At 66.1% G+C, this 19,117-nt stretch carries 20 protein-coding genes; 11 read left to right on the top strand and 9 right to left on the bottom strand.

Annotation, left to right across the window (positions count from 1 at the left end; translation table 11 throughout):
* The first annotated feature begins 247 nt into the window (after positions 1-247).
* Positions 248-1,108, top strand: a complete 861-nt coding sequence (locus IEW81_RS06535; RefSeq protein ID WP_097059909.1) for a CPBP family glutamic-type intramembrane protease — start codon at positions 248-250, stop codon at positions 1,106-1,108.
* A 16-nt stretch (positions 1,109-1,124) separates the two neighbouring features.
* Here IEW81_RS06535 and IEW81_RS06530 read toward each other — a convergent pair whose 3' ends face one another.
* The 5 genes from IEW81_RS06530 to IEW81_RS06510 form a co-directional block, all read right to left on the bottom strand.
* The gene (locus IEW81_RS06530; protein ID WP_143544629.1) at positions 1,125-1,487 is read right to left on the bottom strand and encodes a hypothetical protein; all 363 of its coding nucleotides are present in this window, start codon (positions 1,485-1,487) and stop codon (positions 1,125-1,127) included.
* A 206-nt stretch (positions 1,488-1,693) separates the two neighbouring features.
* Complete coding sequence (locus IEW81_RS06525) at positions 1,694-2,248, bottom strand: DUF3817 domain-containing protein (RefSeq protein WP_097059911.1); 555 nt, start codon at positions 2,246-2,248, stop codon at positions 1,694-1,696.
* Between the two features lie 2 nt (positions 2,249-2,250).
* Positions 2,251-2,946, bottom strand: a complete 696-nt coding sequence (purQ, locus tag IEW81_RS06520; protein WP_097059912.1) for a phosphoribosylformylglycinamidine synthase subunit PurQ — start codon at positions 2,944-2,946, stop codon at positions 2,251-2,253.
* Positions 2,943-3,191, bottom strand: coding sequence for a phosphoribosylformylglycinamidine synthase subunit PurS (gene purS / locus IEW81_RS06515; protein ID WP_097059913.1), 249 nt, complete (start codon positions 3,189-3,191; stop codon positions 2,943-2,945). Before purS ends, purQ begins: the two co-directional genes overlap by 4 nt.
* A 38-nt stretch (positions 3,192-3,229) precedes the next feature.
* Complete coding sequence (locus tag IEW81_RS06510; RefSeq protein ID WP_097059914.1) at positions 3,230-3,619, bottom strand: hypothetical protein; 390 nt, start codon at positions 3,617-3,619, stop codon at positions 3,230-3,232.
* Positions 3,620-3,732: 113 nt separating this feature from the next.
* Between IEW81_RS06510 and IEW81_RS06505 the strand changes: the two genes are divergently transcribed.
* The 9 genes from IEW81_RS06505 (at position 3,733) to IEW81_RS06465 (ending at position 13,528) form a co-directional block, all read left to right on the top strand.
* A complete protein-coding gene (locus IEW81_RS06505) occupies positions 3,733-4,788 on the top strand; it encodes an acyl-CoA dehydrogenase family protein (protein ID WP_097060372.1) in 1,056 nt (351 codons plus the stop codon).
* A complete protein-coding gene (locus tag IEW81_RS06500) occupies positions 4,782-5,480 on the top strand; it encodes a PIG-L deacetylase family protein (RefSeq protein WP_097059915.1) in 699 nt (232 codons plus the stop codon). The genes IEW81_RS06505 and IEW81_RS06500 overlap by 7 nt, the downstream gene beginning before the upstream one ends.
* Positions 5,477-6,079 carry an SAM-dependent methyltransferase gene (locus IEW81_RS06495; RefSeq protein ID WP_097059916.1) on the top strand — a complete coding sequence of 201 codons (603 nt, stop codon included), beginning with the start codon at positions 5,477-5,479 and terminating at the stop codon, positions 6,077-6,079. The genes IEW81_RS06500 and IEW81_RS06495 overlap by 4 nt, the downstream gene beginning before the upstream one ends.
* Positions 6,076-6,774, top strand: coding sequence for a glycosyltransferase family 2 protein (locus tag IEW81_RS06490; protein ID WP_229671262.1), 699 nt, complete (start codon positions 6,076-6,078; stop codon positions 6,772-6,774). Before IEW81_RS06495 ends, IEW81_RS06490 begins: the two co-directional genes overlap by 4 nt.
* A 15-nt stretch (positions 6,775-6,789) precedes the next feature.
* Positions 6,790-7,683: an SDR family oxidoreductase gene (locus IEW81_RS06485; protein WP_097060374.1), complete on the top strand. Its 894-nt coding sequence runs from the start codon at positions 6,790-6,792 to the stop codon at positions 7,681-7,683.
* Positions 7,680-9,125: an alpha/beta hydrolase gene (locus tag IEW81_RS06480; protein WP_097059917.1), complete on the top strand. Its 1,446-nt coding sequence runs from the start codon at positions 7,680-7,682 to the stop codon at positions 9,123-9,125. Before IEW81_RS06485 ends, IEW81_RS06480 begins: the two co-directional genes overlap by 4 nt.
* Positions 9,122-10,663, top strand: a complete 1,542-nt coding sequence (locus IEW81_RS06475; protein WP_229671261.1) for a GMC family oxidoreductase — start codon at positions 9,122-9,124, stop codon at positions 10,661-10,663. The genes IEW81_RS06480 and IEW81_RS06475 overlap by 4 nt, the downstream gene beginning before the upstream one ends.
* A gap of 220 nt (positions 10,664-10,883) precedes the next feature.
* On the top strand, positions 10,884-11,666 hold the full coding sequence (locus tag IEW81_RS06470) for a hypothetical protein (protein WP_097059919.1): 783 nt from the start codon (positions 10,884-10,886) through the stop codon (positions 11,664-11,666).
* Positions 11,667-11,719: 53 nt separating this feature from the next.
* A complete protein-coding gene (locus tag IEW81_RS06465) occupies positions 11,720-13,528 on the top strand; it encodes a glycoside hydrolase family 15 protein (RefSeq protein ID WP_097059920.1) in 1,809 nt (602 codons plus the stop codon).
* A 36-nt stretch (positions 13,529-13,564) separates the two neighbouring features.
* Here IEW81_RS06465 and IEW81_RS06460 read toward each other — a convergent pair whose 3' ends face one another.
* The 3 genes from IEW81_RS06460 to IEW81_RS06450 all read right to left on the bottom strand — a co-directional run bounded on the left by IEW81_RS06460 (position 13,565) and on the right by IEW81_RS06450 (position 16,994).
* The gene (locus IEW81_RS06460; RefSeq protein WP_229671260.1) at positions 13,565-15,544 is read right to left on the bottom strand and encodes an APC family permease; all 1,980 of its coding nucleotides are present in this window, start codon (positions 15,542-15,544) and stop codon (positions 13,565-13,567) included.
* A gap of 116 nt (positions 15,545-15,660) precedes the next feature.
* On the bottom strand, positions 15,661-16,272 hold the full coding sequence (locus tag IEW81_RS06455) for a nucleoside/nucleotide kinase family protein (protein ID WP_229671259.1): 612 nt from the start codon (positions 16,270-16,272) through the stop codon (positions 15,661-15,663).
* Positions 16,269-16,994, bottom strand: a complete 726-nt coding sequence (locus IEW81_RS06450) for an SGNH/GDSL hydrolase family protein (RefSeq protein WP_097059921.1) — start codon at positions 16,992-16,994, stop codon at positions 16,269-16,271. Before IEW81_RS06450 ends, IEW81_RS06455 begins: the two co-directional genes overlap by 4 nt.
* Positions 16,995-17,075: 81 nt before the next feature.
* On the opposite strand from IEW81_RS06450, the gene IEW81_RS06445 reads away from it, so the two are divergent.
* Positions 17,076-18,086, top strand: a complete 1,011-nt coding sequence (locus IEW81_RS06445; RefSeq protein WP_097059922.1) for a serine hydrolase domain-containing protein — start codon at positions 17,076-17,078, stop codon at positions 18,084-18,086.
* 119 nt (positions 18,087-18,205) lie between these two features.
* On the opposite strand, the gene IEW81_RS06440 is transcribed toward IEW81_RS06445, so the two are convergent.
* A complete protein-coding gene (locus tag IEW81_RS06440; RefSeq protein WP_097060376.1) occupies positions 18,206-19,072 on the bottom strand; it encodes a VOC family protein in 867 nt (288 codons plus the stop codon).
* Positions 19,073-19,117 lie beyond the last annotated feature (45 nt).

Below are 19,117 nucleotides of genomic sequence, written 5' to 3'. Positions count from 1 at the left end.
CCGCGCTCTCCCGCTCCTCGCGCCCCGCGCGCTCCCGCTCTCTCCCGCTCTCATTGCCAAATGAAGGAGATTTCGCCTTCTGGGGCACGTTTTAGCGGCGGATCTGCGTCCAGCGGCGGAATCTCCTTCATTTGGTAACGGGTAACAGGTAACGGGCGGCGGGTGGCGGGTGACGGGTGACGGGTGGCGCGCGGTGAGCGGCGGAGAAGTCCGGGCGCCCGCGAGGGCTCCGTGACAGAATCGGGGTGTGCCCGCCGCCACCAGCCCAGACACGACAGTCCGCCCCGCCCTGAGCTGGGGGCTCATCCCTGCGACGCTGCTCAGCAGCTCGGCAGTGCTGCTCTTCGCGCTGAGAGGAACGTCGCTGGCCGTGACTCTCACGGGATACGGCATGCTCGTCACGGCGCTCGTCATCGCGTGGCTGTTCGACCGGTCCAGCCGCTCCGACGGACTGTTCCGTGACCTGCTGCTGATCGCCATCGGGATGGTGATCGTCTCGACCATCTCGGTGAAGGCCGACATCAGCTGGGGCAACTTCTTCCTCACCGGAGTCGTGCTCGGGGCCGCTGTGACCGTTCCGTACCTGATCTCGCGATTCGTGTTCCGGGATCGCCTGATCCGTTTTCCCTGGCGCGGCGGATGGCCGTGGAGCAGGGTGCAGTGGGGCTACATCGCTCTCGTGCTGGTCCTGGGCTGGCTCATCCTGCCTTTCTACTTCATCACCTCCGGCGTCTACCTGAACTGGCCGAACACGGTCACGGCCGACGAGATCGGCCGCCTTTTCGTTGGCGTGAACGCGGTCGGAACCTGGGATGAACTGTTCTTCATCCTCACCGTCTTCGTCTTGTTCAAGCGTCATTTCCCGGTGTGGCAGTCGAACCTGCTGCAGATGGTGATCTTCGTGTCGTTCCTCTGGGAGCTCGGCTACCAGGCGTGGGGTCCGCTGCTGATGATCCCCTTCGCGCTGCTGCAGGGCTGGATTTTTTCGCAGACCAAATCCCTGCCCTATGTGCTGACCGTGCATCTTCTGCTGGATGCGGTGGTCTTCCTGGTCATCGTGCACGCACGCAATGACGGGGTGTTCCCGTTCTTCCTGGTGTCGCCTTAGCGGCGCACCTCGGTCATCAGCGCGCGAATGACGACGCGAGCACTGTCGCGTCGAAGAACGACACCATGATTTCGGGGATGTCGGCCAGGGGCGTCGAGAAGTTCGCCAGGACGACCTGTTTGCTGTCGGGCACCGAATACCAGTAGTCGACCACGAGGTTGGTGATGAGGTGGCCTGGCGCGTCAGGATGCATCGGCTCGACCTGCTCGCGACGAATGCGCAGTATCTCGGATCCCTCGATCGACAACTCGGCCGCGTTGTCGATGCCCTCGACCTCCAGCTGGGTGAGTCTGAGCCGCAGCATCTGCATGATCGCGTTCGGGGACGTACCCGTGGCGGGAGTCATCCGCAGGTCGCGCGGGCTGAAAACGGTCAGCATGATCGGCATCGGCATCGGCATCGGCATCGGCATCGGCAGGGAGAAGGGACCGGATGAACGCCTGCAGCGTGACGCTGTCGAAGCGGAGTTGCGCGGCGTCGCCATCCAGAGCGGCCGCGAGCGTGGCCGCATCATGCTTGGTCGGCATCGGGCCGGCGTTCGGTCATGTCAGGCACCGCGGAGGAATGGGCTAACGAGACGACAATTCAACTGTTGTCGAGTTGATAGGTCGAGTCGACAATAGGGGGCGTGACAGCGGGCTCACGATGGGCACCGGTGCCCATCAGCGGGTGATGTGCGGCCTGGTCGAGTTGCGGCGGCCCCAACGACAGAAGCACGATGAACAGAACGATGACCGCGACGATGATGAGCCCGACCAGCCGTCGTGGTCGCTGCAGAAACGCGCGCAGTGCGCGGTTGATCCACGACCGGTCACGGGGATCGTGGGTCGCGTCGACCCGCCATCCACCGTCGAGGCGTCCGGTGCGCGCAAGCCACAGCTCGACGGGGATCGTCGCGAACGGGATGACCGCGCTACCGATCGCGAGCAGCGAGACGCCCAGGCTCCAACGCTGGTTGACGGCGAGCAGCACCGCTGTTGCGCCGTAGGCGAGAAATACGAAACCGTGGATTCCGCCACCGACCGACACCGCGACATCGAGCCCGGCGGTCGCCCGCAGGATGAGCCCGGTGATCAGCAGCGTCCAGGTGATGGCCTCGGCAATCGCGAGGGCGCCGCATAGCGACCGGGGTGTCACCATTGTTACGCCCGGGTCAGTGCCGCGATCGCGCTCGTGAAGAAGGCGAGCCCATCGGTGCCCGACCGCATCGCATCCGTCATGTCGGGGCCGAAGCCGGGCTCGGTGGCATGCTCAGGATGCGGCATCAGCCCGACCACGTTTCCACGCTCGTTCGACACCCCCGCGATGTCGTTCATCGAGCCGTTGGGGTTTACGTCGACGTAGCGGAACACCACTTGGCCGTTGCCCTCGATGCGCCGGATCGTCTCGTCGTCTGCGACGAAGCGACCGTCGGCGTTCTTGAGCGGGATGATGATCTCGGCGCCGGTCTCGAACTGGTTGGTCCACGCGGTGTCGGCGTTCTCGACGCTCAGCTTTTGGTCGCGGCGTATGAACTGCTGGTGCGCATTGCGTGTGTGGGCTCCCGGCAGCAGGCGGGCCTCGGCCAGCATCTGGAATCCGTTGCAGATGCCGAGCACGGGCATCCCGGCGTTGGCTGCATCGATGACCTCGGCCATGATCGGCGCGTGGCTGGCGATGGCGCCTGCGCGCAGGTAGTCGCCGTAGCTGAAACCGCCGGGGAGCACGATCGCGTCGACTCCGGCCAGGTCGTGGTCACCGTGCCAGAGTGCGACCGGCTCGGCTCCGGCGAGGCGGACGGCACGCTGGGCGTCCCGGTCGTCGAGGGAGCCGGGGAAGGTGATGACCCCGATCCTCATTCGGTGACCGTGATGCTGACGACATCCTCGATGACGGTGTTGGCGAGGATGTCTTCGGCGATCCCGCGAACCTCGGCGAGCATGGCGTCATCCACCGGTCCATCGACAGTCAGTTCGAATCGCTTGCCGATGCGAACCGCGGTGTACCTGTCTTTGCCGAGCCTGCTGAGGGCGCCGGCGACAGCCTTGCCCTGTGGGTCGAGGATCTCTGCCTTGGGCATGACCTCAACGAGAATGGTGGGCACCGAAACACTCCAGGAGTTCGAGGGCGAATACCCCGATTCTACTCGAAGAAGAGAACCGCGATCGAGGCGACCACGGCCAGCACGCCGATGCCCGCGAAGATCAGGCCGAGCGTGCGTAGGAGTTTCTCGTCTGGTGCGCTTGCGGTGAAGTAAGCGTGAGCGCTCTTGCGCTTGCGGTGGAACACCTCGAGCTTGTCGTGGTCGTGGTCCATGGCGAGCTCCGAATCCGTGAGCTCGCGGGAGTGCACCTGCCCAACAGGAGACAGCCAGTTGAGCTGGCCTTCGGAGATGGCCGCCGGCGTTTTCAGCCAGGGCCCACGGGCGCAGGTCATGATGAAGAGGATCGCGAAACAGAACGCAGCGGACGCCAGGCCGACGATGGTGAAGACCTCGGCGAGGAGGCCGATCGTCATCACCGCGCTCGTCATACGCCAAGACTACGGTCGATGAGTTACGACCGTCTCCCCGCTTAGCCCCGGATCGCCCGCGCGGCAACCCCTAGTGGGTTGTCGCAGGGGCATCCAAGCTGGAATACGTGTACGTGTCGTTGTCTCCCGTTCCCCAGGCTCCTGGGGCGCTCGCTGCGGCAGCCGTCGTCGATGCAGCCAACGTCGATACGACCGGGGGCGTGGATGCTGCACTGGGGCTTGCACGCAGGCTGGGGCTTGCACGCAGGCTGACGCTTGCACGCCGGCCGGGGCTGTCCGGGCCCGTTGCGGCCGAGGCATCCACCCGGGATCTCTGGGAGGCATTCGCGACACTCGGCGCCGATGATCTCGGGGTGGTGCGAGCTGTGGAGCCACACCTCGATGCTGTGGGGATCCTCGCGCAGGCGGGGATGGAACCCGGCGGCGGCACCTGGGGGGTCTTCGCGGCAGAGGGTGGGGATGATCCGCTCACGGCATCGACCGGCGACGCGGTCACGCTATCCGGCACCAAAGCGTGGTGCTCTCTTGCCGATCGACTCGACTCGGCTCTCGTCACGGCCAGCACGAGCACGGGCCAAAAGCAGTTGTATGCCGTCGACCTGAAGCACCCCGGGGTCAGGGTCGCACCGGCGACGTGGATGGCGAGGGGTCTCAGTGAGATCCCGAGCGGGCCCGTGAGCTTTAGCGGGGTTCCGGCGATGCCCGTCGGTGGGCCCGGCTGGTACCTCGAGCGCCCGGGCTTCGCATTCGGCGGCATTGGGGTCGCCGCCTGCTGGTTCGGCGGGGCAGTCGGAATTGGACGCACTGTGCACGCTGCGACTGCGGCGACGGCGGCGGCCGAGCGGGATCCATTCCTTCTCGCCCACCTCGGCGCCATCGATGACCTGCTGCAGTCCTGCCGGCGAGCGCTACTCGAGGCGACCCAGCTGGTGGGTGACCGGTCGACCGACGGCCGGCTGCTGGCAAAACGGGTTCGGGCGCGGGTCGCGAAATCCTGCGAGGAGATCATCGAGCGAGCCGGGCACGCCCTCGGGCCGGCGCCGCTCGCACTCGACGAGGCGCACGCAAAGCGCGTCGCCGACCTGCAGTTGTACATCCGCCAACACCACGCCGAACGCGACGACGAGTCGCTGGGTCGTGCGATCGCCGAGGCGCCGGCACCATGGTGAGCTTTGACGCGGGCGTCGCCGGAACTTCCGCCGCGACCTGGCGAGCAGATCCCCGCCTCGACGACCGCCCTCCGCTCGACCTGCTCGGGGTGGATGAGCTGCTGGTCGTGGCCGCCCACCCCGATGACGAAACCCTGGGCGCTGGCGGGCTGATCGCGCTGTGCTCTGGCCGCGGCATCCGGGTCACGATCGTGGTGGTCACCGATGGAGCCGCGAGTGGTGCCGAGGGAATCGCGACTGCGCGGTCGGCTGAACTGGCGGCGGCCGCTGTGATTCTCGGCGCTGACGTCGTCGAGCTGGGATTCGCCGACGGTGCGACCAGGGAGCATCGGGCCGAGATAACCGCCGCGCTGCTCAAGCACATCTCGCGGGCGTCGCGCTCCGCTCTCGTCGTTGCGCCGTGGCGCGGGGATGGCCATCGCGACCACCGGGTCGTCGGCGAGATCGCGGCCGAGCTGGCGGCGGGGCGGCGGTTCGCCGAGTATCCGGTCTGGCTGTGGCATTGGGGCCATCCCGAATCTGTCGACATGCCGTGGCACCGGATGGTGAGCGTCACGGTGGATGCCACGAAGCAGCGCGCGCTCGACCACTACAGCTCGCAGACCACCGGTGAACACCCCGTGCTCAGGGCCGACTTTCTCGAGAACTTCACCGGCGACAGAGAGTTCTTCGTGACAGGGAGTTCTTCGTGACCGGGGATCGCGCGCTCGGAGCCGAGTATTTCGACGCCACCTATGAACGCCACGACGACCCGTGGGGGTTGGCGACCCGCTGGTACGAGTCGCGCAAGCGCGCGATCCTGCTTGCGTCGCTGCCGCAGGAGTCGTACGAAAGGGTGCTCGAGATCGGGCCATCCATCGGCGTGACAACGGAGGCTCTCGCCGACCGCGCGACCAGCCTGCTCTCCGTCGACGTCTCGGCCACGGCGGTGCAGCGCGCCCGGGAGCGGGTCGGCGATCGGGCGATTATCGAAGTTCGGGATGTCACGACTGACTTTCCCGAAGGAGAATTCGACCTCGTCGTGCTGTCCGAGGTCGGATACTATTTCGGCGCCGCGGGACTCGCCGCCGTGCTCGCGTCGATTGTGGCCGCGCTGCCCGAGCAGGGCACGCTCGTCGCCTGCCACTGGCGCCATCCCGTCTCCGATGTTCCGCTGAGCGGTGATGCCGTTCACGAGGCGATCGCCGGGCTCGGCCTCCACCGGCTCGTGCGGCACGAGGAGGAGGACTTCGTGCTCGAGGTCTTCAGCCGGGATGCCCGGTCCGTCGCGCGACGGACGAGGCTGCTGTGAAAGCGATCGCCGAACTCGTGGTGATGATCCCCGCGAGAGATGAAGAAGTACTGATCGGCCGGTGCCTCGAGTCCGTTCTGGTGGCTCGCGACCTCGTCGAGATACCGGTGCGGGTCGTGGTCGTTGCCGATGGATGCCTGGATGCCACGGCCCACGTCGCCCGTGGCTACCCCGGCGTGCTCGTGGTCGAGATCGACTCATCGAACGTCGGAACCGCTCGAGCTTCGGCGGCCAGGGCCGCGCTGTCGCTGATCACCGCCGATCCCGCACGGGTATGGATGGCAAACACCGACGCCGACTCCGTCGTGCCGCCGAACTGGCTTGTCGAGCAGGTGCGGCTCGCGGATTCCGGGACAGACGTGATGATCGGCACTGTTCGTCCGGAGTTTTACGACCTCACTGACGAGCAGGTTCGCGCGTGGCGGGCGAGCCACCTTCCCGGCGAGGCCAACGGCCACGTGCACGGTGCGAACCTCGGAATTCGAGCATCCATCTACCTCAAATCTGGCGGTTACGACGCGGTGCCCGAGCACGAGGATGTGGAACTCGTCGCGAAGCTCAGGCACGTGGGCCGCGCTGTGGCCTGCGCCACATGTGAGGTCGTCACCTCCGGCCGTGCGGTCGGCAGGACCCCCGGCGGATACGCCCGCCACCTGCGCGAAGACCTCGTGCCGGAGATGCAACGAACAACCTAATAAGGAGCTATGACGATGCCTGACCAGTACACCTTCGGAAATCCTGTGAAGCGCTATGGGCGCGTCGAGCCGCCCGTGCAGCATCAGCCCGTCCCGGGGGTGCAGGCGCAGATGACGCCGGTGCCCGACCTCGGGGAATCGACCTACCGCGGCACTGGGCGGCTCACCGGACGCAAGGCGCTCATCACGGGCGGCGACTCCGGCATCGGCGGTGCCGTGGCGATCGCGTTCGCCCGCGAAGGGGCTGATGTGGTCATCGTGCACCTGCCCGCTGAGCAGCAGGACGCCGAGCGTATCCTGGGCCTCATCGAGGAGGCGGGAACGAAGGGTCACTCGATTGCCGCGGACATCACTGACCCGGCCCGGTGTCGCGAGATCGTCGATGAAACCGTGCGCGTGCTCGGTGGTCTCGACATCCTCGTCAATAATGCCGGCAAACAGGTCGCCGTCGATCGCATCGAAGATCTGACTGACGAGCAGTTCGAGCTGACGTTCCGAACGAACGTGTTCGCGAATTTCTGGATCACGAAGTCTGCCCTCGCTCACCTGCCGGAGGGTGCCAGCATCATCAACACGGCGTCGTTGGAGGCCTATAAGCCTGCACCGGATCGCCTCGATTACGCCGCGACGAAAGCGGCGATCAACAACCTGTCCAAGGGGCTCGCGCTGCAGTTGGCGCCCCGGGGTATCCGGGTCAATGTGGTCGCACCCGGCCCCGTGTGGACTGCGCTGCAGGTTTCGGGCGGCGTGTCAGATGAGCAGATGGAGGCGTTCGACGACGAGAGCGCCTACCGCCGTTCCGGGCAGCCAGCGGAGCTCGCCCCCGCCTATGTCTTCCTCGCTTCCGCCGAATCGAGCTATGTCTCTGGCGCGACCCTCAACGTCAACGGCGGCATGGTCACCCCGTGACCCGGCACGACTGCACGGTCTTCTTTCTCCACGGCCTCGGTTTCGGTGGCGCATCGGCGGCACCGCTGGCCGCGGCTCTCGGTGACCGATTCCGCGTTATCGGCATCGATCTGCCGGGGCACGGTGAAGCTCCGGATGCCGCGGACGGCTCGGTGAATGCCCTCGCCGATGCCGCGCTCGCGGTGATCGAGGCCGAAGCCGATGGCGGGCCATGGCTGCTCGCAGCCCACAGCATGGGTGGCAAGGCCGCGGCACTCGTGGCCGCACGCACGTTGAGCGGCCACGCGAACGTCTTCGGCCTCACCGGCGCCGTCCTGCTCGCGCCATCCCCGCCAACGCCCGAGCCCATGGGCGACGAGAAGCGTGCCCTCATGCTCTCCTGGGCGGAAGACGGCGCGTTATCGGAGATCGACGCGCGCGAGTACGTGGCGCAGAACGTGGCCACACCACTGGCAGTAAACCTGGAACAGGATGCCGTCGCCCTGGTTCGACGGATGTCGCCGCTCGCCTGGCAGCGATGGATCAGCGAGGGCAGCCGGGAGGATGTCTCGGCCGCCGTCGGTGTGATCGACCTTCCTGTCATCGTGCTGGCGGGTGAGGATGACGACGATCTCGGGGCTTCGGTACAGCCGGGCCTCCTCAGCGCCGTGTACCCGCGGGCACGCTTCGTGTCGTTCGCGGCGACGGGTCACCTGCTTGCCTACGAGCGCGCACCCGAGGTCGCTGCGGAGATCGTGCATTTCTGGGAATCGACGGCGTCGGCAGCCCCAGCGGTCGCTCCCGAGTGGAGTCGCATGATCGCCTCCAGCCGCACCGCAGTCGAGGCGCGCGCCCTCCTGGCACAGCGCGCAATAGCCGACGACGCCAACTACTCGCCGACGACACTGTCGCCGGAGCAGCTCGCGACACTTCGCACGCTTGCAGACCGGCTGGTGCCTCAATCCGGAGATCGACGCATCGACCTTGCCGCGCGCATCGACGCCGACCTGGCGACGGGCCGCGGTGATGGGTGGCGGCCCGCGGAGCTTCCGGATGATGCAACCGCCTACCGGCGCGGGCTCGACACCGTGGCATCCGTCTGGCCTGGCGGTCGGGCGCAGCAGGACGACCTCATCCGCACGATCCTTGCCGGCGAGTTCGATGCCGGCAAGTTAGACGGCGCTGAGTTCGATGGTGGCAGATTCGACGGCGGCAGGTCCGACGGTGATGGGCCATGGAGCGGTGATGTGCTGCGGCGATGGTTCGACGATGTGCGCACCGACCTGGCTCGCACCTGGCTGGCGCATCCTGCATCGCTTGCCCGCGTCGGCTACGACGGATTCGCGACCAGTGGCCCAGGCGCCAAGCCCGCCGGCTATGTGAACCTGGGCGCAGGCACGCGCGACTCCTGGGAGCCCGCAGAGCTGGGCTCCGACCAGCTAATCAAGGAAAGCAACTTGTGAACTTACATGACATGCGCACCTACGCGCACGACGACGTAGTCGACTTCGTCGTGATCGGAACCGGCGCGGGCGGCGCCCCCCTGCTGGCGCGGCTCGCGGAACGTGGCCTCCGCGTCGTCGCCCTCGAGGCCGGGCCCAACTTCGACCCCGACGAATTCACCAACGACGAGGTCGAAGCCCCGCGAATCAACTGGATGTCGGAGCGGCTCAGCGGTGGTGACTCACCGACCGCGTTCGGCCTCAACAACAGCGGCTGGGGTGTCGGCGGGGGAACGTTGCACTGGGGTGCCTTCACGCCCCGACCCGACCCCCGCGACATGAACCTCTTCACCGAGTCCGGGCTCGGGGCAGACTGGCCCGTCGACCACGACGAGCTGATCCGATACATTATCGACGTCGAGCGCACCATCGGCGTCTCGGGCGCGACCCCGTATCCATGGGATCCGGAGCGGGAGTATCTCGAACCGCCCGTCGACCGCAATGCTTCAGCCGACATCATGGCCGCCGGATGCGCGCGCCTCGGGATCCGGGCCACTGATGCCCCGGCTGCCATCCTGAGTCGCGAACGCGACCAGCCCCATCACGGGCGGCGCCGTGCCAGCCAGAACCTCGGCACTATTCACCAGGGCGAGCGCTACGGTACCAAGGCGACCACGGCGAACACCTATCTTCCCGTGGCCGTCGCGGCCGGGGCGGAGATCAGGCCCGACTCCATGGTGCACGGCATCGAACGAGACATACTCGGCCGAGTTTCGGCGGTCGTATACCGGCACGACGGCCGGGAGTTCCGGCAGCGCTGCGCGAACCTCGTGCTCGCCGGCGGCGGCATCGAGACTCCGCGCCTGCTGCTGAACACCGGGCTCGCCAACTCGAGTGGCCAGGTGGGGAGCAACTTCCTCGCCCATGGCGCCGTGCAGGTGTGGGGCCGGTTCGACGAGCAGATGCGGAGCTATCGCGGCTATCCCTCCGGCCTCATCAGCGAAGACTTCGTGCGCCCCGACAGCGTCGACTTCGCGGGCGGATACCTCCTGCAAAGCCTCGGCGCGATGCCGCTGACCTACGCCACCGGCCTCGTACGAGGAGGCGGGCTCTGGGGCAGCGAGCTGATGGATGAGCTCGACGCCTGGCGCTTCACTGCCGGCATCGGCATGAACGGCGAATGCCTTCCCACAGAGAACAACAGGCTCGTGCTGGCCGACGAGATAGACGAATGGGGCGTCCCGCGCGCGATCGTCACCGTCACAACCGGCCCGAATGAGCAGGCGATCAACGAGCACGCGACGGCAGTCATGACTCGTATTCTCGACGCGGCGGGTGCGCTCGAGACACGGGTGCTGGCCCGCACCGCACACACCCTCGGTACCTGCCGCATGAGCGCCGACCCGGCTCAGGGCGTCGTGGATGCAGACGGGCGCAGCCATGACATCCCCAACCTCTGGATCTGCGACAACTCCACATTCCCCAGCGCGCTCAGTGCGAACCCGTGCCTCACGCAGATGGCACTCTCGCTGCGGACCGCCGACAGGATGCTGGGCTGACGAAGGGCGTCGAGCGGCGGCGCTGGACTCGGGTCAGATCGACCCGAACTGCGACAGCGGTTCGGGTGATCAACGAGCAGGACTGCGTCGCGTGCCGATCAGGGGCCCCGCCCAGGATCACCATCCATGCACCCAACGATCTCACGGGTCATCGGATGACACCCAGCAGGGAAACCCCGAACCCTTCCACCCCGAGCGGACGCGGTGACAAGATCGGGGTATGGCGCGAGGAAGTGACGACGAGCTGCGGGCCTTGCGGATAAGGGCCTACGGGCCGGACGCAGATATCCATCTGGATCCTGACGCGCTCGAACGGCTTCGTGAACTGGAGGGCGAGGAGCGTGAACAGCAGCCGCCCGTGGTCGAGGGCGTTTCTGACCCGACTTCTGACCCGACTTCTGGCCCGGTTCCGAAGCTGGTCACCGCCATCGAGGACGGCACGGAACCTCCGGCGCGCCGTCGGCGTGAACAGTCGTGGAGAATCCGCCGTTCCACCCTCCTGCTCGTGCTCGGTGTGGCGTTCATCGGATCGATCGTCGCCGTGTCGCCGACCCTGGTTGAGCGCGTGCAAACCGATCCGCTGCGAACCGGTGCCGACCAGGTTGCCCGCCTGTCAGCGGCCCCCGAATACGAGGTGCCGAGCATCTTCAGCGGCCCCCGGACCAGCACTTTCAGCACGTCAGAGGGGTTTCAGCTCTTCTACGGTCTCAGGATCGTGCACGCCCGGTACGGCGCTTTTGCTTCGGGGCCCGATGACGACTGCCTGATCCTCTATGTGGATACAGACATCTCAGATCCGGATTCCAACTCGTTCTCTGGGCCGGCTTTCAACGGCTGCTCAGCTGGCGGATTTCCCGCAACCGTCCAGTTCGTGATGACGAGGGAGGGTTTACCCGACGAGCTGACGACGGCGTTTCCCGGAGCGCCGGCGCTGCAGTTCGTCTATGACAGCGACCACGACGAGGTGGTCGTCTTTGCAGAGCGGGCGGCCGGCAGCCTGTAAGCGGCGACGTCAAGCCCATGCGCAAGCATTGGCCCCCAACTTAGGATCGAAAGATGGCCGCACCGAGAAAGTCATCGCAGCAGTTGAGTACCGATCGCGTCGATGGCTACGTCGATCTGCGTTCCTATGCCGCGATCGGTGACGGCCGCAGCATCGCGCTGGTCGCCTGCGACGGAGGCATCGACTGGCTGCCCATCCCGAGCATCGACTCACGCCCGGTGTTCGCGAGGTTGCTCGACGCTGAGCACGGCGGATCGATCGAACTCGCGCCCGCTGACGATTTCATCGTCACTCGCGAATACATCGAGTCGACCAATGTGCTGACGACAACGTTCACGACGAAATCCGGAGTCGCTATCGTCACCGATGCTCTCATCACCGGGTTTGCCGGGCGCCTGCCGTGGGTAGAGCTTGCAAGGCGCATCGACGGGGTCAAGGGCGCCGTCACGTTCCGATGGAGGGTGGCGCCCGGCACGGCGCTGGCCACAGCCACCCCGTGGGTCGACACCACGACGCACGGCAAGATCCTGAGGGTGGGCGGCGTCACGATGGCGGTGCGCGGAATCGACCATGGACCGAGGGGAGGCGGCAGTCGAGCGGTTGTGGGTAGCTTCACGACTGCGCCGAAGTCGCGCCACCTGCTGGTCGTCGCGGGTGCGGCCGATGAACCGCTGCACGTGCCGAGTCCCGAGCTGACGGATGTAGCGCTCGACCGCACGATCCACGGCTGGCAGGAATGGTCGCGAGACTTCGGTTACGACGGGCCGTGGGCGGCCGACGTGCAGCGCAGCGCGCTCGCACTCAAGCTGCTGATCTACGCGCCGACCGGGTCGATCGCGGCCGCGGCCACGACATCCGTTCCAGAGAACATCGACGGCAATAAGAACTGGGACTACCGATTCGCGTGGATTCGCGACCTCGCGTACACGGTGCACGCCCTCACGAGGTTCGGCCTGCGCGAGGAGACCCAGGCAGCGGTCGCCTGGCTCATGCGCACCATCCGGGCTCATGGCGGCGAATCCGAACTCGACATCTTCTACACGCTGGCTGGCGATCTTCCCGCGGGCACGACCAGGCTGAGCGTGCCGGGATGGCGGGGGATTGGTCCCGTCGTCGAAGGTAATCCGGCCGGCGAGCAGTCGCAGCACGGCATCTTCGGCGACCTCCTCTCGCTGATGCTCAACTACGTGCGTGCGGGCAACGTGCTCGATGTCGCGACGGGCAGGATGCTGGCATCCGTTGCCGACCGTGTCTGCGACATCTGGCAGCAGCCAGACTCGGGCATGTGGGAGCTCCCGGAGCTGCAGCGTTACACCTCCTCGGCGATGGGATGCTGGCAGGCTCTCGACAGCGCGATCGAACTCCATGAACTCGGGCAGATCCCGGGCTCTTCAGAACACTGGCGTATCGAGCGGGACGTGATCGTGCAGTGGGTCGCCGAGAACTGCTGGTCTGAGGCGATGCAGTCGTACGTGGCGTGGCCTGGTGCGGAGTCTCTCGACGCGTCAGTGCTGCTTCATGCGCCGAGTGGCTTCGACCGCGGCGAGCGGATGTCGACCACTATCGACGCGCTGAGGGCACGGCTCGGTCGAGGGCACCTGCTCTACCGGTACACCGGGGTCGATGCCGAGGAGGGCGCCTTCGTCGCGTGCTCCTTCTGGATGGCCGCATCGCTGGCCTGCGTCGGGCGCCGCGATGAAGCGGTCGCCATGATGGATGAGCTGGTCGAGCTCAGCAACGACGTCGGTATCCTCGCCGAGATGATCGAGCCGGGCGATGGCGCGTTTCTGGGGAATCTGCCACAGGGCCTAAGCCACCTGGCTCTCGTGAATGCCGCGATCACCATCAACGAGGTGGCCTGAACTCCGCCGTGGCGGGGCCGACGCTGGTGGGGGAGCTCAGCCGACGTGGATGCCCGGCCTCTTCTTCGGATCCTTCTCCACTTCGCGCAGGATCTCCCGCACAATCGGTGCCGTGTCTCCCCTGCCAAGAATGAGGTAGCGCAGCAGGTGTCCCAGGGGGTTTCCCTCAGACCACTGGAAGTAGGCGTGAGGTTTGAGCCCGGAACCGTCCCTCAACGCGAGCAAGATAGCGGCGATCGCGTTGGGTATGGCAGGGCTCGCTGCGCGCAGGATTCGATGACCGTCGACGTCGATCCCGCGAACGTACAGGACATCCCCGAACTCGGAAGGATCGACAACTTGGATTTCGAGAAAAAGCACGCTGGCGCGCCCAGGCACGGGGTTGACCCCGCGCTGCTCCCTCTCCTTCGCCCGGTACTCTGCGTGATCGCCGCCATCCATCTTGTTGGCGATGATGTTCAATTCCCCGTCGTGTCGGGCTGACTCTTCGATGAAACGTTGGGCTTCACCGTCGAACTCGATGCGCGTCGCTCTCAACTCTGTGGTGCGGGAGACGCGTGAGATCAGGGAGATGGTGACGATCCCGGCGATGAACAGGGCTGAGATCGCGATGCCATCGGGCTTCTCGCGGATGTTCTCGATGAGTGCGAAGAGCATGACGAGGGTGAGCACGCCGAAACCGATGCTTGCCGCGCGCTGTTTCTTTCGGATCGCCGAGATCGTCACCGCGACCGCTCCGGAGACCATCATCGCGAGAATTCCGGTGGCGTATGCGCCAGCCTGCGCATTGACATCGGCATTGAAGCCGATCGTCAGCACGATACTGATTGCCGTATAGATCAGCACCACGGGACGCACCGCGCGGCTCCATTCCGGCGCCATGCCGTAGGAGGGCAGGTATCGCGGAACGATGTTGATCAGGCCGGCCATGGCGGAGGCGCCAGCAAACCAGAGGATGAGCACGCTGCTGATGTCGTAGACGGTTCCGAAGCCCTCCCCGAGCAACCCGTGCGCGAGGTAGGCGAGCGCGCGACCATTTGCCTCGCCGCCGGCGGCGAACTCCTTCGCCGGGATCAGCAATGTCGTCACCAGGCTCGATGAGAGCAGGTACACGCTCATGATCAGTGCCGCGGAGGTGAGTAACTTACGGGTGTTACTGATGCGCGACTCGAGCCGCTCCTCGGGTGTTGCACCCTTGGCGGCGACCAGTGGCATCATGCTGACGCCGGTCTCGAACCCGGACAGTCCGAGCACCAGAAGGGGGAACGCCAGGAGGGCGGGAAGAATGACGCCGCTCCAGCCGCCACCGCTCGAACCCAGCGCGGCAATCCAGTCATCCACGGCGATCGGGTTCGCTGCTATGTCGATGAATGCGGCCACGATCACGGCCGCGTTGAGCCCAAGGAACACCGCGACCAGCGGGATGGCCACATTGACCGCTTCGGTGAAGCCCTTCAAAAACACACCGCCGAGGATCAGCAGCAGCACGATGGTGATCGGCACGGCCTGTCCGCTGAGGGCATCGGGGACGAAGGGGTTTTCGAGAAGGTGCACCGTGGCATCAGCCGATGACAGGGTGATCGTGATGATCCAGGATGTCGCCACAAAGCCGAGCAGCACGAGTACGAAGAATTTTCCCCGCCAGAATGGCAGCAGTCTCTCGAGCATCGCGACGGATCCCTGCCCGTGGGGACTCTCCTTCGCCACTCGTCGATACATCGGCAACATGCCGAGGAGCGTCAGCGCCACGATCAGCAGCGTGGCGAGAGGCGAGAGCGCACCGGCCGCCAACGCGGCAATGCCCGGAAGGTAGGAGAGGGTCGAGAAGTAGTCGACTCCGGTGAGGGTCATGACCTTCCACCAGGAGTGTGTGCGCGCTGTCGATTCCGCGACCTCGGGACCGTTGGGCTGCACCTTGTCAGTGAGCAGCCATCGCGCGAACCGGTTGGTGGGCGGTGGTGCGACGCCCGCTCCCGCCACACGGGACGGGAACTCGATGACCTTCGGTCTGCTCACGGCGGTTCTCCATTACGTCATGGCCCTGCAAGGGGCCAGACCATCATGCCATTTCTGAATGGGGGGTCCCGATCACGTGTACCTGCGCGATGCCGATCGCGCCGTTGGTGTAGTTGTTACAGCCGGATGACGTGATCCGCGCGGGTCGCCGTCGCCGTGATGACCTCGGCATTGGCCTCGTCGGGCCCGAGCGCCCAGGCCCGGGCCTGTTCCGGCGACTTGCCGAATTTCTCGTGACGTTCGACGAGCCGGCCGATCCGGGTGTCGTGATCGACGTCCACGAAGAACGCCAGGTCGAGGTGGGCCGCGGCTGTCTCCCACAGCAATAGGTAGTTGCCATCCACCACCACAGTTGACAGCTCCTGCGAAATGACGATCGCGCCGGGCACCGGCTCCTCGATTCCGCGGTCGAAGCCGGGGGCCGGGACCGAAAGGCCCGAATTACGAACATCGGCGAGGGTTGCCACGAACCCGTCGACGTCGAAGGTGTCAGGTGCGCCCATACGCTCGCGGCGGCCGAGGCGACGCAGCTCGGCCTGGGGGAGGTGGAAGCCATCCATCGGCAGCAGCGCCACTGCCGGCAGCAGCTCGACCAGAGCCGCGGCGATGGTCGATTTGCCGGCCCCAGGCGGTCCGACGATTCCCACGAGAAGCCGCCGCGCGGCGGGGGTCGAAGCGCGCGCCTCGGTGACGAGGGTGGCGACGGCGGCGAGCGAGCCGAGGATCACAGGATGCCGGCGGCCGCGGCATCCGCTACCGCGAATTCTGCCCAGTCGTGGTACCCGGTTGCACTTGGGTGGAACAGGTCTGTCGCGAAGAACCCATCGGTGTAGGGCGGTGGCGGCGGCGACATGTGCACGGTGTCGAACGTCGCCGCGACGGCGCGGGCCGCGTCTTCGAGGCTGCGCGAATGCAGGTAGAGGTTGAAACGCAGCGGGTTCGGCAGCAGCTCGAACCTGAAGAACGCCGGCAGCGACGACACCAGCACGACGGGGCTCACGGCGGTGAGTGCGTTCAGGATGACGCGCATGTCGCGCGCGAACGCCGAGCGGGTCCGCAACCCCAGCGCGTCGTTGGCCCCGATCGTGAGGAACACGACATCCCACCGCTCGGCGACCGCCGTGTCGAGGTAGTCCGTGATGAGGTCGCGCGAGGTGGCACCGTTGCGACCGGCCGCCGTCCACTGGACGCCCCTGCCGGTGCGCGCACCCAGTTGCCGCGCGAGGTTTCCCGGCAGGGCGTCATCCTGGGTGGTCGCCCCCACGCCGGCCGCCGTCGAGTCGCCGAGCACGAGAAGTCTCAGCGCATCGGGACCGTTGAGGGTTCCCTGCCAGGGCTGCGCGGCATCCGGGAGCCTGATGGTGTCCCGGCGCAGTCGTCGGCCCTGCGCCAGCAGCACGGGGGCGGTCGGAAGCATCGCGACCATGCTCAGCCTGCGGATCGCCCTCATGGTCCAATGCTAGATCGAGAGCAACACCAGATCGAGAGCAGCACCAGATGAACAGTGATGCCGGGTCGGTAGGCTCCTCCCATGGATACCACCGGCCTCGATCACTTTCTCGCCGACCAGGATTTCGCCGGGATGGTGCTCATCCGCGACGGAAACCGTACGGTCTTCGAAGCTGCGACGGGCCTCGCCACCCAGCGCTGGGGCGTTCGGAACGATGTGGACACCCGCTTCGACACAGCCTCGATCACGAAGCTGTTCACGAGCGTGGCTGTGTTGCAACAGGTGGGTAAAGGCAACCTGGATCTCGAGACCTCCATCCACCACTATGTCGACCTCGAGGGCACGGCTATCGGCATCGACGTGACGCTTCTGCACCTTCTGACCCATACGAGCGGCATTGCGGATGACGCAGACGAGGAAGACGGCGAGAACTATGACGACCTGTGGCGAGAGACCCCCAACTATTCGGTGATCGAGACCAGGGATTTCCTGCCGCAGTTCGTCAACAAACCACCCCTGAACGCGCCCGGTGTCGACTGCCGCTACAACAACGCCGGCTACATTCTGGCGGGGCTGGCGCTCGAGAAGGTCACGGGAGTCGCGTTCCGGCAATACGTGTTCGACGAGGTGTTCACGAAGTCGGGCATGCACGATTCGGGCTTCTATGATCGCCGGGATGCCGCGCCCCGGGTTGCCGAAGGCTGGGACCTGGTGGATGGCACGTGGGTGCAGAATATCTACAGCTATCCGTCGATCGGTTCCCCCGATGGCGGCGCCCACGCCACCGCCGCAGACCTCGTGACGTTCCTCCAGGCCCTGCGCAACGGCGAGCTGCTGAACCAGGAGTTCACCGACGAGTTCTTCTCCCCGCAGGTGGAACACGACGAGGCGACGTGGTACGGGTTCGGCCTCGAATTCGACATGCATGAAGACGGCACCGTGCGCTCGTACTACAAAGACGGGATCAATCCCGGAGCCTCGGGAATCGTGCGCCACTACCTGGATGACGGGCTCGACGTTGTCGTGCTCTCGAACTCGGAGGAGGGTGCCTGGGAGGTCATCCAACAGATCGACGAGCGCCTCGACGGCTAGCGCCGACCGGGTGAGCCGCCGCCCCATCGAGGCTGCTGGCACGCTCGACTTTCGCTGCAACCGACGGCTGCAGTGGGACGCATCCAGAACCCGGTCGGGCTTTCTCTCGCCTCGGCCTATCAGGCGGATGCAACGCCGACCCTGATGGCATTCGCCCACGGGTCGTTGAAGCTGACGGCCTGTCCGTCGTTCCTGGTCTGGATGCCGAAGTGAGTCATCCGATCGGCCAGTGCCAACAGGTCGTCTGCCGCAGGAACCTCGATGTCGACCTGCGCGAGCCCCAGCGCGGGCAGGCGGGGGCCGGCTCCCCGGGAGCTCCAGGTGTTCATGGCCATGTGGTGGTGGTAGCCGCCGGCACTGACGAAGAGCGCCTGGTCGCCGAATGCGACGGTCTCGTCGAAGCCGAGTCGGCCGACATAGAACTCGCGCGCGGTCGCGACGTCTCCCACTCTCAGGTGCACGTGCCCGACCGCCGCCCCGCCGATCATGGGCTCTGTGGCTGCCCTCTCGGTGAGGTTCTCCTGCAGGAACGTGTTCGGGTCGAGGTAGAGCGTCGACATCTCGATGCTGCCGTGCACCCAGCTCCATGCCGAGCGCTCCCTGTCCCAGTAGAGCTCGACGCCGTTGCCCTCCGGGTCGGTGAAGTAGAAAGCTTTGCTGACGAGGTGGTCCGAGCTGCCCGTGAACGCAGCCGGGTACTTGTGGGCCACCGAGTTGACCGACGCGGCGAGAGCCTCCTCGGTCTCGAAGAGGATCGCGGTGTGGAACAGTCCCGCGTCGCGGCCGCTGGCATGCTTCAGGGCCGGGGTGTGCTTCAGGATGACGACGGGCGTGGTGCCGCGACCGAGCGTGACGGTGTCACCCGCGGCGTCCATCACCTCGAGTGCGACAGCGTCGCGATAGTAGGCCGTCATGGCGTCGAGATCGCCGACACTCAGGGTGACCGGGCCCATCGCGGTGTCTGCGGCAAGCAGGTGATCGGACATGGTCAGCACAACTCGGTTGTCGCTTCAACTATTCCGCAAGAGAAT

It is taken from the genome of Salinibacterium xinjiangense (assembly GCF_014645015.1).
In the GTDB taxonomy this organism is placed as follows: domain Bacteria; phylum Actinomycetota; class Actinomycetes; order Actinomycetales; family Microbacteriaceae; genus Rhodoglobus; species Rhodoglobus xinjiangensis.
Note: the sequence above shows the minus strand (reverse complement) of the source record. Positions and strands in the feature narration are given on the sequence as shown.